At 70.4% G+C, this 13,367-nt stretch carries 9 protein-coding genes and 1 pseudogene; 6 read left to right on the top strand and 4 right to left on the bottom strand.

The window, feature by feature from the left end; all coding sequences use genetic code 11:
- Positions 1-57: 57 nt before the first annotated feature.
- Both rsgA and aroA read right to left on the bottom strand, forming a co-directional pair.
- Positions 58-1,182, bottom strand: a complete 1,125-nt coding sequence (gene rsgA / locus IFT51_RS01045) for a ribosome small subunit-dependent GTPase A (protein ID WP_192058247.1) — start codon at positions 1,180-1,182, stop codon at positions 58-60.
- Between the two features lie 10 nt (positions 1,183-1,192).
- Positions 1,193-2,608, bottom strand: a complete 1,416-nt coding sequence (gene aroA / locus IFT51_RS01040) for a 3-phosphoshikimate 1-carboxyvinyltransferase (RefSeq protein ID WP_192058245.1) — start codon at positions 2,606-2,608, stop codon at positions 1,193-1,195.
- Between the two features lie 72 nt (positions 2,609-2,680).
- Here aroA and IFT51_RS01035 point away from each other — a divergent pair, with 72 nt between their 5' ends.
- The 3 genes from IFT51_RS01035 to IFT51_RS14910 all read left to right on the top strand — a co-directional run bounded on the left by IFT51_RS01035 (position 2,681) and on the right by IFT51_RS14910 (position 4,221).
- Positions 2,681-3,451: a sigma-70 family RNA polymerase sigma factor gene (locus tag IFT51_RS01035; RefSeq protein WP_371740638.1), complete on the top strand. Its 771-nt coding sequence runs from the start codon at positions 2,681-2,683 to the stop codon at positions 3,449-3,451.
- The gene (locus IFT51_RS01030; protein ID WP_192058243.1) at positions 3,448-3,693 is read left to right on the top strand and encodes a zf-HC2 domain-containing protein; all 246 of its coding nucleotides are present in this window, start codon (positions 3,448-3,450) and stop codon (positions 3,691-3,693) included. Before IFT51_RS01035 ends, IFT51_RS01030 begins: the two co-directional genes overlap by 4 nt.
- Positions 3,694-3,780: 87 nt before the next feature.
- A complete protein-coding gene (locus IFT51_RS14910; RefSeq protein WP_243215100.1) occupies positions 3,781-4,221 on the top strand; it encodes a GNAT family N-acetyltransferase in 441 nt (146 codons plus the stop codon).
- A gap of 108 nt (positions 4,222-4,329) precedes the next feature.
- Here the strand turns inward: IFT51_RS14910 and IFT51_RS01025 are convergent.
- Together IFT51_RS01025 and IFT51_RS01020 are read right to left on the bottom strand one after the other, a co-directional pair.
- Positions 4,330-5,268: pseudogene (locus IFT51_RS01025) on the bottom strand (acyltransferase family protein); the annotation flags it as partial.
- Between the two features lie 117 nt (positions 5,269-5,385).
- Entirely contained in the window at positions 5,386-9,156 is a 3,771-nt protein-coding gene (locus IFT51_RS01020; RefSeq protein WP_192058239.1) for a multifunctional oxoglutarate decarboxylase/oxoglutarate dehydrogenase thiamine pyrophosphate-binding subunit/dihydrolipoyllysine-residue succinyltransferase subunit, read from the bottom strand.
- Between the two features lie 123 nt (positions 9,157-9,279).
- On the opposite strand from IFT51_RS01020, the gene IFT51_RS01015 reads away from it, so the two are divergent.
- The 3 genes from IFT51_RS01015 to IFT51_RS01005 all read left to right on the top strand — a co-directional run bounded on the left by IFT51_RS01015 (position 9,280) and on the right by IFT51_RS01005 (position 13,288).
- A complete protein-coding gene (locus IFT51_RS01015) occupies positions 9,280-10,716 on the top strand; it encodes a GuaB1 family IMP dehydrogenase-related protein (RefSeq protein ID WP_192058237.1) in 1,437 nt (478 codons plus the stop codon).
- Between the two features lie 125 nt (positions 10,717-10,841).
- A complete protein-coding gene (locus IFT51_RS01010) occupies positions 10,842-12,248 on the top strand; it encodes a CNNM domain-containing protein (RefSeq protein ID WP_192058235.1) in 1,407 nt (468 codons plus the stop codon).
- Positions 12,245-13,288, top strand: a complete 1,044-nt coding sequence (locus IFT51_RS01005; RefSeq protein ID WP_192058233.1) for a hemolysin family protein — start codon at positions 12,245-12,247, stop codon at positions 13,286-13,288. Before IFT51_RS01010 ends, IFT51_RS01005 begins: the two co-directional genes overlap by 4 nt.
- Positions 13,289-13,367 lie beyond the last annotated feature (79 nt).

The following is a 13,367-nucleotide window of genomic DNA, read 5'->3' as shown; positions in this document are numbered from 1 at the left end:
GTACCCAGCGGGGCGGTGCCGACCCGCGCCTCCTCGGCTCCCTCTCGACTCAGGGGGTCAGCCGCGTTCGTCGTCGCGGGCGTCGTCGGCGGCGGCCGCCTGGTCGCGCGCGGTGACGCCGCCCTTCGACGCGAGCAGCGACTGCAGCGAGGCGAGACGCTCGCGACCGACGTCGCCGAGCTCGCCCGCCTCGACCCGGTCGACGATCTCCCAGTCGTGGGCCTCGGCGAGCGGGATGCCGTCGGCGGGTTCGCCGGCGGCGGGGATGGCGTGCGCGGCGAACGACCGCAGGATGTTCTCGGGGTCGACGTGACCGAGGCCGAACGAGCGCACGCCGGGGGTGTCGACGATCCAGCCGCCGGTCGGCACCTTGAACGACACCGTCGACGACGACGTGTGACGCCCGCGGCCCGTGACCGCGTTGACGACGCCGACCTCTCGCTGCGACCCCGTGAGGGCGTTGACGAGCGTCGACTTGCCGACCCCCGAGTGCCCGACGGTGACGGTGACGTGCCCGTCGAGGATCTCGCGCAGCTCGTCGAGGACGGCCGACGGTCCGCCGTCGGGCCCCGCATCGAAGGCCGAGGAGGTGCTGGTCACGATCCGCAGATCGAGGCACGAGAAGTGCGCGGCGAACGGCGCAGGGTCGGCCAGGTCGGTCTTGGTGATGCAGAGGATGGGCTCGACGCCCGCGTCGAACGCGGCGACCAGGTAGCGGTCGACGAGACGGGGGCGGGGTTCGGGGTCGGCGGCCGCGACGACGATCAGCATCTGGTCGGCGTTCGCCACGATCACGCGCTCGACGGCGTCGCTGTCGTCGGCGCTGCGTCGCAGCAGCGTCGTGCGCTCGCGCACCCGGACGATGCGGGCCAGAGAGCCCTCCGCACCGGACGTGTCGCCGACCACGTCGACGCGGTCGCCGGTGACGACCGACTTCTTGCCCAGCTCGCGGGCGCGTGCCGTCGTGATCTCACGCTCGTCGGGCGTGCCGGCGTCCATCAGCACGCCGTAGCGGCCGCGGTCGACCGTCCACACGACGCCCTCATCGGCGTTCGCGTAGGCCGGGCGCTGCTTCGTGCGCGGCTTGTTGCCCTTCGGGTTCGGGCGCACCCGCACCGAGCTCTCGTCGTACTGGGCGTAGTCGCCCTCGTCGGCGTCGTCGCCGTCCGTCCACCAGCTCATGCCGCGTGCCTCACAGGAATCCGAGCAGGTCGATGTCGGCCGGGCGCGCAGGCGACCGCCGACCGAGGAGGTCGTCCCAGAGCTCGACGAACTGGGGCAGCGTCTTCGACGTCACGCCGACGTCGTCGATCTCGACGCCGTCGACCGCGAGACCGATGATCGCGCCGGCTGTGGCCATGCGGTGGTCTTCGTAGCTGCGCCACTGGCCCGCGTGCAGCGGCGACGGCTCGAGGTGCAGACCGTCGTCCAGTTCTTCGACCGACCCGCCGAGCGCCGTGATCTCGGCCGCGAGGGCCGCGAGGCGATCCGTCTCGTGCCCACGGAGGTGACCGATGCCCGTGATCGTGCTGGGCCCGGACGCGAGGGCGGCCAGGGCGACGAGCGCGGGCGCCAGCTCGCCGCCGCGCGAGAGGTCGACGTCGACGCCGGGCAGCGAGCCCCCGCCGATCAGGCCGACGCCGCCGTCGACGGTGAGCGTGTCGCCGTCGAGGGTGACGGTCGCGCCCCAGAGGGGCAGCAGCTCGATCAGGTCGGCGCCCACCTGCGTGGTCTCGGTGGGCCAGTGACGGATCGACACGGTGCCCCCGGCGACCAGGGCCGCGACCAGGAACGGCGCGGCGTTCGACAGGTCGGGTTCGATCGTGACGTCGCGGCCCGAGATCGGGCCGGGTGCGACCCGCCAGACCCCGGGTTCGGGCGACTCGACCTCGACGCCGCGTCGGGCCAGGGTCTCGATGGTCATCTCGATGTGCGGCAGGCTCGGCAGCCGCTCGCCGGTGTGCCGGAGGCTCAGGCCGCGGCTGAAGCGCGGTGCCGAGAGCAGCAGGCCCGAGACGAACTGGCTCGAGGCGGAGGCGTCGATCTCGACCTCGCCGCCCTCGACCTCGCCGGTGCCGTACAGGCTGAAGGGCAGGGCGCCGCGACCGTCGTCGGACACGTCGACGCCCAGGGCGCGCAGCGAGTCGACGGTGGTCGTCATGGGGCGGCGTCGTGCGCTGGCGTCGCCGTCGAATGAGACGGGACCCAGGGCGAGTGCGGCGACCGGGGGCAGGAACCTCATGACCGTGCCGGCGAGCCCGCAGTCGACGCTCGTGCCGCCGGTGAGCTCGGACGGGGTGATCAGGTAGTCGGGGCCGAACGGCTCGTCGTTCGCGACCTCGTCGATGCCCACACCGAGACCCCGCAGGGCCTGCACCATGAGATCGGTGTCGCGCGAGTGCAGCGGCAGCCGCAGCGTGGAGGGCTCGGAGGCGAGCGCCGACAGCACGAGCTCGCGGTTGGTCAGCGACTTCGACCCCGGCAGCGACAAGGAGGCGCGGAGCGGCCCGGTCGCCCGGGGCGCGACCCAGCGACCGTCGTCCACCTCGGGGGCGCGGCCCTCGTCGTAGGGACTGAACTCGGGGCCGGAATACCTGAAGACCTGCATCGGTTCACCACCGTAATGCAACGAACAGCGGGAGGACCTGTGCCGACAGCACTTGCACCGAGAGAGATCACCGTGGCCGAACTAGAATCGGCCGTGATGATCACCCTCGAGGGCGACGAGCCCACTTCAGAGCCCACCGGCGCGACGACACGGCCCGCCGTGACGAGCGAGTCGACCGGCGAGACGGCTCCGGCCGCCGAGACCGTCGACGCCGTCGTCGAGGCGGTCGACGAGGCCTCCGTCGGCGAACCCGACCTGCGGGCGCTCTTCGAAGAGCAGGCTCTGCCGTTCATGGATCAGCTCTACGCGGCGGGCATGCGGATGACCCGCAACCCGGCCGACGCCGCCGACCTCGTCCAGGAGACCTTCGTCAAGGCCTTCGCCGCGTTCTCGCAGTTCACGCAGGGCACCAACCTCAAGGCCTGGCTGTACCGCATCCAGACCAACACGTTCATCAACACCTACCGCAAGAAGCAGCGCGACCCCTACCAGGGCACGATCGACGAGCTCGAAGACTGGCAGATGGGCGGCGCCGAATCGGCGACCCGCGCCTCCGGCAGCACCCGCTCGGCCGAGGCCGAGGCGATCGACCACCTGCCCGACAGCGCCGTGAAGGACGCCCTGCAGAAGGTCCCCGAGGACTTCCGCATGGCCGTCTACTTCGCCGACGTCGAGGGGTTCTCGTATCAGGAGATCGCCGACATCATGAAGACCCCCGTGGGCACGGTCATGAGCCGTCTCCACCGCGGTCGCCGTCTGCTCCGCGAGCTGCTGGCCGACTACGCGCGCGGTCGCGGTATCGAGGTGCCGGTGGGCACGACATCGAAGGGCAGCAAGAAATGACCGACTGCGGTTGCGACAAGGCCAAGGCCGAACTCGAAGAATATCTGCACGACGAGCTGTGCCGCGAAGACGCGGCCGACATCCGTGAGCACATGGCGACCTGCGGCGACTGCGCGGGCGAGCACGAGGTCGGGGTCGTCCTGACCGAGGCCGTGCAGCGGGCCTGCCGCGAGACGGCGCCCGAAGACCTGCGCGGGGCGGTGCTCGCGCGACTGCGCGAGCTGCAGTCGGCTCACCGCTAGAACCCGCGGGCGCCGAGGAGGCACGGGTCGGCCGGCCTCCTCCACCGCCGGTCGTCACGGGCGGCGGGCCTGCGCTAGCGTCGGTGCATGACCGCACCGGTGCAGCCCCTCGGTACTCCGACCGCTCGTGACCTCGACGACCTCGTGTCGTTGATCCGCCTCCTCGGCTACACCCTCGACTCCGACGTCCTGTCGGCCCGGCTCGGGCGCCTGTCGATCGACGGCGGTCACGAGACCTGGGTCGTGCGCGACGCCGACGACCGCATCACCGCCGTCGCCGGCGGGCGCATCGTCTGGGCCTACAACGACGACTCACCCACGGCCGAGCTGCTGCTGCTGGTGGTCTCCGAGGTCGGACGTCGCGACGGACTCGGCTCGCACCTCCTCGGGCACGTCGAGACCTGGGCCCACGGGCACGGCGCCCGCGTCGTCAACGCCGTCGGCGCCGCCGCGACCGACACCGCCAGCCGGTTCTACCGCAAGCGCGGGTACCACGAGGCCGGCGTCCGCTACTCGAAGCTCATCTGATCGCGCGGCGCTCGCCCGCCGCCGCGCTCGCGAGCCGGCACGAGTCGGCCAGCGGAAGAGGATGTCCGCCGGAGGCATGACGGTGACGAGCGCGTGCAGGGCGACCCCGACGCCGAACGACAGGCCGATGCCGAGCACCGTCCAGCTGAGGCTCGTGGCCCCCACGTGCTCGGTGACGGCCACGGCCATCGCCAACCCGACGAAGTGCGAGAGGTAGTAGACGACGCTGCGACGGCCGACGACGGCGAGCAGTCTCGACACCCGACGGTGCTGGAGGGCCTGAGCCGCCCGCACGATGGCGATCATCCCGACGGCGACCGCGGGCGCCATGCTGGGCAGGTAGTGCACCTCGGCGGTGCCCCGCGCGACGGCGATGGCGACGCAGGCGGCGGCCGCGACGGCGCTGACGACGACGGCCTGCGGCGTCCTCGCGACGGCGACCAGGCGGCTCGGCAGGCGGGTGAGGGCGACGCCGCCCATGAAGAAGGCCAGGAGGGCGAAGAAGCGGTCGATCTCGGGGTCGGTGCCGACGCGGGGCGTGACGAGGGCGATCGACCAGGCCCCGACGGCCACGATCGTCGGCGGCAGGCGCCTCGTGAGCAGGGCGATGGCGGAGAAGACCAGCAGATACGCCAGGAACCACACACCCGCCGGCGCGGCCAGTCGCGTGCTGAGCAGTGACTCGACCGGTGAGCTCAGCACTGCCGAGCCGTTCGCCGCGACGACCTGGATGCCCCAGGACATCAGCGACCAGACGACGAGGGGCCACGCCACCCCGGCCAGACGTCGCGTGACGAAGCGCCATGGCCCGTGGCGCAGCGATGCGGGGACGAAAAGGCCGCTCAACACCATCAGCAGGGGCATGCGGAAGGGCGCCATCGCGTCGTTCAGCCACACCAGCGGAGCCGGAACGAGATGCGCGTTCTGCTGCAGGACGACGTAGTGGAACAGGACGACCAGCACGATGCAGGCTCCCCGCACGGTGTCCGTCCACGTCTCACGCGTCGTGGTGCCGGGATCGCGTCGAGCAGCCTGATGAAACGTCATGTATGCAAAATATCATAGACATATGAGTTTGTGGTGGTGACAGAGAGGCGGGGCGACAGAGAGACGGGGCGCAGCATCGTGCGATGCTGCGCCCCGTCGTCGAGCGATGAACCGTGCCTACAGCGTGAGCGCCTTCTCGATCAGCTCGGTCTGCTGGCGGGCGCTGGCCTTGGTCGACCCGGCAGCCGGAGACGCGGACGCCGGGCGCGAAGCCACCGTGATGCGGCGGTCGAGGTGCTTCTGCAGCTCGAGCACGACGAACGGCCAGGCGCCCTGGTTCTCGGGCTCCTCTTGCGCCCAGAACAGCTCGGCCTCGGGGTACTGCGCCAGCACCTCGCGGATGCGGTCGAGGGCCAGAGGGTAGAGCTGCTCGAGTCGGACGAGCGCGACGTCGTTCTGCACGCCCCGCTTGTCGAGCTCGGCGGCGAGGTCGTAGTGGATCTTGCCGCTGTGCAGCACGACGCGCTTCGTCGTCGACGGGTCGGAGACGCGGGTGCAGTCGAGCACGGGCTCGAAGCGACCGGTCGTGAAGTCGTCGACGCCGCTGGTCGCACCGCGCAGTCGCAGCATGGCCTTCGGCGTGAAGACCACCAGCGGCCGGCGGGGGCGGGCGTAGGCCTGACGGCGCAGCAGGTGGAAGTACGACGCGGGGGTCGACGGCCGGGCGATCGTCATGTTGTCTTCGGCGCACAGCTGGAGGAAGCGCTCCATACGGGCCGACGAGTGGTCGGGGCCCTGGCCCTCGTAGCCGTGGGGCAGCAGGAGGACGACGCTCGAGCGCTGCCCCCACTTCTGCTCGGCGCTCGAGATGAACTCGTCGACGACCGTCTGGGCGCCGTTCGCGAAGTCGCCGAACTGCGCCTCCCACATGACGAGGGCGTCGGCGCGCTCGACCGAGTAGCCGTATTCGAAGGCCATCGCCGCGTACTCGCTGAGCAGCGAGTCGTAGATCCAGAGCTTGGCCTGATCGTCGGAGATGTACTGCAGGGGCAGCCACTCCTGGCCGTTCTCGCGGTCGTGCAGCACGGAGTGGCGCTGCACGAAGGTGCCGCGTCGGCTGTCTTGACCGGCGAGACGCACCGGCGTGCCCTCCGTGACGATCGAGCCCATCGCGAGCAGCTCGCCGAAGGCCCAGTCGATGTTGCCGTTGCGGCTCATGTCGACGCGCTTCTTCAGCAGCTGCTGGAGCTTCGGGTGCACGACGAAGCCCTCGGGCGGGTTGTCGTGCGCGTCGCCGATGCGGTGCAGCAGCTCGAGGGAGATCGCCGTCGACTCGGGCTCGCCGGCGCTGTCGTCGCGCTGGGTCGCCGGGCGCTCGAGATCGGCGACGTCGTGCGCGTCGCCGGTGATGACGGGGATCGACCCGGTCTGGGCGGCGTGCGTCTCGGCGAAGGCCCGCTCGAGTCGATCCTGGAAGTCGCGGTGGGCGCCGTCGTACTCGTCTCGCGTGATGTCGCCTCGGCCGACGAGGGCCTCGGTGTACAGTGTCCGGACGCTGCGCTTCTCCTCGATGAGGTTGTACATCAGCGGCTGGGTCATAGAGGGGTCGTCGCCCTCGTTGTGGCCCCGGCGGCGGTAGCAGACGAGGTCGATCACGACGTCGCGCTTGAACTGCTGGCGGTAGGCGAAGGCGAGCTCGGCCACCCGCGCCACGGCTTCGGGATCGTCGCCGTTCACGTGGAAGACGGGAGCCTGGATGGTCTTCGCCACGTCGGTCGAGTAGACCGACGACCGCGACTCGGACGGCGGGGTCGTGAAGCCCACCTGGTTGTTGATCACCAGGTGGATCGTGCCGCCGACGCGGTAGCCGCGCAGCTGCGACATCTGCAGCGTCTCGACGACGACGCCCTGCCCGGCCATGGCGGCGTCGCCGTGGATCAGGATGGGCAGCGTGCCGAAGACCCCGGAGGCGCCGCGGTCCTGTTTGGCGCGGACGATGCCCTCGAGCACGCCGTCGCCGGCCTCGAGGTGCGAGGGGTTCGCGGCGATGTAGACCGGGATGGTCTCGCCCGTCGCGCTCGTGAACTCGCCCTCGGTGCCGAGGTGGTACTTGACGTCGCCGGAGCCCTGGACGGTCTTCGGGTCCTGGGTGCCCTCGAACTCACGGAAGATCTGACCGTAGGTCTTGCCGGCGATGTTGGTGAGGACGTTGAGACGACCGCGGTGGGCCATTCCGATGGCGACCTCGTCGAGGCTCTCGCGAGCGGCCTGCTGCAGCACCGTGTCGAGCAGGGAGATGGTCGACTCGCCGCCCTCGAGGCTGAAGCGCTTCTGCCCGACGTACTTCGTCTGCAGGAACGTCTCGAACGCCTCGGCCTCGTTGAGCTTGGCGAGGATGCGCATCTGCTCGTCGTGCGACGGCTTCACGTAGGGGACCTCGACGTGGTCCTGGACCCACTTGCGCTGCGCGGGGTCCTGGATGTGCATGTACTCGATGCCGATCGTGCGGCAGTACGAGTCGCGGAGGATGCCGAGGATGTCGCGGAGCAGGAGGTTCGTCGTGCCGCCGAGACCGCCGGTGACGAACTCGCGGTCGAGATCCCAGAAGGTGAGTCCGTGGCTCTCGATCGCGAGGTCGGGGTGCGTGCGCTGGCGGTACTCGAGCGGGTCGATGTCGGCCATCAGGTGACCTCTGACCCGGTAGCTGTTGATCAGCTCCTGCACGCGCGCCGTCTTGTTGATGCGCTCGGCGATGTTGACGTTGATGTCGGGGTTCCAGCGGATCGGCTCGTAGGGGATCCGCAGCGCCGCGAAGATGTCCTCGTAGAAGCCGCGCTGACCGATGAGCAGCTCGTGGACCTTCTTGAGGAACTCGCCGGAGCCGGCCCCCTGGATGACGCGGTGGTCGTACGTGCTCGTCAGGGTGATGGTCTTGCCGATGCCGAGCTCGACCAGGGTCTTCGACGCCGACCCCTGGAACTCGGCCGGGTAGTCGAGCGCCCCGGCGCCGATGATCGACCCGGCGCCCTTCATCAGGCGCGGCACGCTGTGGACGGTGCCGATGCCGCCCGGGTTGGTCAGCGAGATCGTGTTGCCCTGGAAGTCGGCGGCGGCGAGCTTGTTGTCGCGAGCCCGCTTGACGACGTCCTCGTAGGCCTGGAGGAACTCGCCGAAGTGCATCTCGTCGGCCTGCTTGATGCCGGGCACGAGCAGCGCCCTCGTGCCGTCGGGCTTCGGGATGTCGATCGCGAGACCGACGTTGATGTGCGGGGGAGTGACGATCGAGGGCTTGCCATCGACCTCGTCGTAGAAGACGTTCTGGCTCGGGAACTCTTTCAGGGCCTGGACGAGGGCCCAGCCGATGAGGTGCGTGAACGAGATCTTGCCGCCGCGCGCCCGCTTGAGGTGGTTGTTGATGACGATCCGGTTGTCGATCATCAGCTTCGCCGGGATCGTCCGAACGCTGGTCGCGGTCGGGACGGAGAGGCTCGCGTCCATGTTCGTCGCCAGCGACTTGGCCATGCCCCGCAGCGGTGCGACCGTGTTCACGGGCTCGGGCGTCGGCTGCTCGGCGGTGGACTCGGCCCGTGCCGGCTCTTTCTTCTTCTTCGGAGCCTCGGCCGGGATCGGCTTCTTCGCGGGCTCGACGGAGGTCGTGCGGGCTGCTACCGACTTCTTGGCCGGAGCGCCGCCGCTCGGGGCCTGGTCGGGGGCGGGGGCCAGGGCCGCCGCCGGGGTGGCGGCGTCCGTCTGCGGGGGAGCGGTGGTCGGCGTCGACTCGGACGAGGTCTCGGACGGGCTGTACGCCTCGAGCACGGGCCACCACGATTCGTCGACCGAGTTCTTGTCGACCACCCACTGCTCGTAGAGCTCGTCGACCAACCACTCGTTGGCCCCGAACTCGGCCGCCGCGCCGTCGTCCGTCGTTCCCGTCACGTGGCTAGTCACTGCCGATCGCCCACTCTCCGTTGATTGTTGATCAGGTGGGGCCCCGAGGGGCCCGCCTCGACCCAGCTTAAACGCTTACCGCGCTCCGGGGGTCTCGGACTCACAGGGATTAACGTTGTCCGCATGAGGTTCTACGAGACGACGCCGACCCACGACCTGACCTACTCCGACGTGTTCCTGGTGCCCAGCCGGTCGTCGGTGACGAGTCGCCTCGACGTGTCGCTCGCCCCCGGCGACGGCACCGGCGCCACCATCCCGGTCGTCTCGGCGAACATGAACTCGGTCACCGGGCCCCGCCTGGCGGCGACGCTCGCCCGGCGCGGAGGTCTCGGGGTCCTCCCTCAGGACATGCCCCTCCAGCAGCTCGACGCCGCCATCCGCTGGGTCAAGAGCCAACCGGTCGAGTACGACACCCCCTACACGCTCGACGCCGGCCAGACGGTCGACGCCGCGCTGTCGACCGTCCCCGCCGTCGAGGGCCACGGCATCGTCCTGCACGACGCGGACGGCGCCTACCTCGGCTGCATCGCCGCCTCCCGCCTCGCGACGGCCCCCCGCGACGCCGTGCTCGGCGACCTCCTCCACGGCGCGCTGACCTCGCTCGACGCCGACGACGTCGAGGGCCCCCGCGCGGCGTTCGACCGCCTCGTCGCCGCCGACCTCGACTTCGCCCCGGTGCTCCGGCACGGCCGCGTCGTCGGAACCGTCAGCCGGAAGAGCGCCCTCCGCTCGACCCTCTACCAGCCCGCGCTCGACGCCGGTGGGCGGCTCCGCGTCGCGGCGGCCGTCGGCATCAACGGCGACGTGGCCGAGAAGGCCAAGGCGCTCGCCGCGGCCGGCGTCGACGTGCTCGTCATCGACACCGCGCACGGCGACCAGGACGGCATGGTCAAGGCCATCGCTGCCGTCTCGGCGCTCGGGCTCGGCCTCCCCATCGTGGCCGGCAACGTGGTCACCGAGCAGGCCGTCCATCACCTGGTCGGCGCCGGGGCGACCATCGTCAAGGTGGGCGTCGGTCCCGGCGCGATGTGCACCACCCGCATGATGACCGCGGTCGGGCGGCCCCAGTTCTCGGCGGTGCTCGAGACGGCGGCCGCCGCGAAGGCCCTCGGAGCCCACGTCTGGGCCGACGGCGGCGTCCGCTACCCCCGCGACGTCGCGCTGGCGCTCGCCGCCGGAGCAGCCTCGGTGATGATCGGCTCGTGGTTCGCCGGCACGATCGAGGCCCCCGGCGATCTGGCGAGCGACGAGCGCGGCCTCTACAAGGAGAGCTGGGGCATGGCCTCGACCAAGGCGGTGCAGGGTCGCTTCGAACGACTCGACCCCTACGAGCTGGCTCGCAAGACCCTGTTCGCCGAGGGGATCTCGTCGTCGAAGATCTACCTCGACCCGCTACGCCCCGGGGTTGAGGACCTCCTCGACATGATCACGTCGGGCGTCCGCAGCTCGTTCACCTACGCCGGGGCCCGTTCGGTGCCCGAGTTCGCGGAACGCGCCCTCGTCGGCGTGCAGTCCGCCGCAGGCTACGAGGAGGGGAAGGCCCTGCCGGTCGGCTGGTGAGAAGAGGCCCCGAGGGGCGCGCGAGTGCCGTAAGCTCTTCCGTCTATGGACGACCCTCCGTCTCCGACGCCGATCGCGTCGACGACCCCCCTCCCGCACCGTTCCGAGCGAGGTGACCGTTCGTCGTGAACGAGTGGATCCTCCTCGGCTTCGGCCTCCTCCTCACCATCGGCACCGGGCTGTTCGTCGCGAGCGAGTTCTCGCTCGTCAACCTCGACCGGTCCGAGCTCGAATCCCGACAGGGCAAGGGCGAGAAGGGGCTCACGACCACCATCGGGGCCCTGCGCATCACCTCGACGCACCTGTCGAGCGCGCAGCTCGGCATCACGCTGACGACGCTGCTCACCGGTTACACGATGGAGCCGGCGATCTCGCGACTGATCTCGCCTCCGCTTGTGGGCGCGGGCATCCCCGAGGCCGCCGTGACGATCGCGGCGCCGATCGTGTCGATCGTGGTCGCGACCCTGCTCTCGATGATCATCGGCGAGCTCGTGCCCAAGAACTTCGCCCTGGCCCTCCCTCTCAAGACGGCGAAGCTCGTCATGCCGTTCCAGGTCGGGTTCACCACGGTGTTCAAGCCCGCCGTCGCGCTGCTCAACAACACCGCGAACGGCATCCTCCGCGCGATCGGCGTCGAACCCAAGGAGGAGCTCTCCGGTGCACGGACGGCCGAAGAGCTCTCGTCGCTCGTGCGTCGATCGGCGACCGAGGGCAGCCTCGAGGCCGACACCGCGACGCTGCTCTCTCGCACGCTGGCCTTCAGCGACCACACCGCCTCCGACGTGATGACCCCGCGACCCCGGCTGTCGTCCGTCTCGCGCACCGACAGCGCCGAGACGGTGCTGCAGCTGGCCCGACGGACGGGCTACTCGAGGTTCCCGGTGACCGACGACGGCATCGACGACGTCGTGGGTCTCGTGCACGTCAAGCAGGCCGTGTCTGTCCCTCGTGAGCGTCGCGCCGACGTGCCCGTCTCGGCCCTGCAGACCGACGCCGTGCGAGTGCCCGAGACCATGACCCTCGACAACCTGCTGACCGAGGTCAGGGGCAGGGGCTACCAGATGGCGGTCGTCGTCGACGAGTACGGCGGCACCGCCGGGGTCGTCACCCTCGAGGACCTCATCGAAGAACTGGTCGGCGAGGTGTCGGACGAGCACGACCGAAGCCGCGTCGACGTCGTCCGATCACGGAACTGGCTGACCTTCCCGGGTCTGCTCCGCCCCGACGAGCTGCTCGAGCGCGCCTCCGTCAAGGTGCCGGAGGACGGCCCGTACGAGACCGTCGGAGGATGGCTGATGAGCGAGCTCGGACACCTGCCCTCGGCGGGCGACGTCGTCGAGACCGAGGCCGGCGCGTTCCGCGTCGAGCGGCTCGACGGGCGTCGGATCGATCGGATCCGCTTCACGCCCGCCACGGACGACGACCCGGCCGACGGGTCGGGTGCGGTGCCGGTCGACCCGACCCGCGCCTCCTCGGCCACCGCTGCGGCGACCCCTCGCGGGTCGTCCGCCGACCGGAAGGCCGTCCGATGAGCGGCGACTGGTTGGGCATCGTCTGGCTCGTGCTGCTGCTGATGGGCAACGCGTTCTTCGTCGGGGCCGAGTTCGCCGTCATCTCGGCCAGACGGTCGCAGATCGAGCCCCTGGCCGAGGCTGGCAGCCGCGCCGCGCGCACGACCCTCTGGGCGATGGAGCATGCAACGATGATGCTCGCGACGACGCAGCTGGGCATCACCATCTGCTCGCTGCTCATCTTGAACGTGTCCGAGCCGTCGATCCACCACCTCCTGGAGGGGCCGCTCGGTCTGACCGGATTGAGCCCCGAGCTCGTGAGCGTCGTGGGCTTCGTCATCACACTGGTGCTCGTGTCGTTCCTGCACGTGGTGTTCGGCGAGATGGTGCCGAAGAACATCTCGTTCTCGCTGCCCGACCGCGCAGCGCTGATGCTCGCGCCGCCGCTCGTCGCCATCGCGCGCGTGCTGCACGTGGTCGTCGTCTCGCTGAACTGGTCGGCGAACACGGTGCTGCGGGCGTTCAAGGTCGAACCGAAAGACGAAGCCGCCAGCGCCTTCACCGTCGACGAGGTCGCCAACATCGTCGCGCAGTCCCGCCGCGAGGGCACCCTGACCGACGCCAGCGGCACCGTCCAGGCGGCGTTCGAGTTCACCGAGAAGAAGGTCTCCGACGTGGCCGTGCCCATGCCGGGCCTCGTCACCCTGCCCGAAGACGCGACGCCGTCGGACGTCGAGCGGGCCGTCGCGCAGAACGGCTTCTCGCGCTACGTGCTGGTCGACGACCAGGGCGACCCGACGGGCTACCTGCACCTCAAAGACGTGCTCGACCTCGACGACGACGAGTTCGGCGACCCCGTGCCGCCGAAGCGGATCAGACAACTCATCTCGATCTACCGGGGCACCGACCTCGAGGACGCCCTGGCGACCATGCGCCGCAGCGGCGTGCACGTCGCGCGCTCGTTCGACGAGTACGGCACGACCGAGGGGGTGCTCTTCCTGGAGGACATCCTGGAGGAGCTCATCGGCGAGGTTCAGGACGCCACGCGACGCGGTCGCTGACCGCGCCGCGGCGTCCATGTGACGCGAAAGGGGCCCTCGGCATGGCCGAGGGCCCCTTCTGCGTCACCTCGATGGGCGG

This window comes from Frigoribacterium sp. CFBP 13712, from assembly GCF_014842255.1.
Classification (GTDB): domain Bacteria; phylum Actinomycetota; class Actinomycetes; order Actinomycetales; family Microbacteriaceae; genus Frigoribacterium.
Note: the sequence above shows the minus strand (reverse complement) of the source record. Positions and strands in the feature narration are given on the sequence as shown.

Coding starts and splice junctions, on each gene's coding strand:
- rsgA (WP_192058247.1), bottom strand. CDS start 1,182: ATGAGCTGGTGGACGGACGGCGACGACGCCGACGAGGGCGACTACGCC.
- IFT51_RS01015 (WP_192058237.1), top strand. CDS start 9,280: ATGAGGTTCTACGAGACGACGCCGACCCACGACCTGACCTACTCCGAC.
- IFT51_RS01005 (WP_192058233.1), top strand. CDS start 12,245: ATGAGCGGCGACTGGTTGGGCATCGTCTGGCTCGTGCTGCTGCTGATG.
- aroA (WP_192058245.1), bottom strand. CDS start 2,608: ATGCAGGTCTTCAGGTATTCCGGCCCCGAGTTCAGTCCCTACGACGAG.
- IFT51_RS01030 (WP_192058243.1), top strand. CDS start 3,448: ATGACCGACTGCGGTTGCGACAAGGCCAAGGCCGAACTCGAAGAATAT.
- IFT51_RS14910 (WP_243215100.1), top strand. CDS start 3,781: ATGACCGCACCGGTGCAGCCCCTCGGTACTCCGACCGCTCGTGACCTC.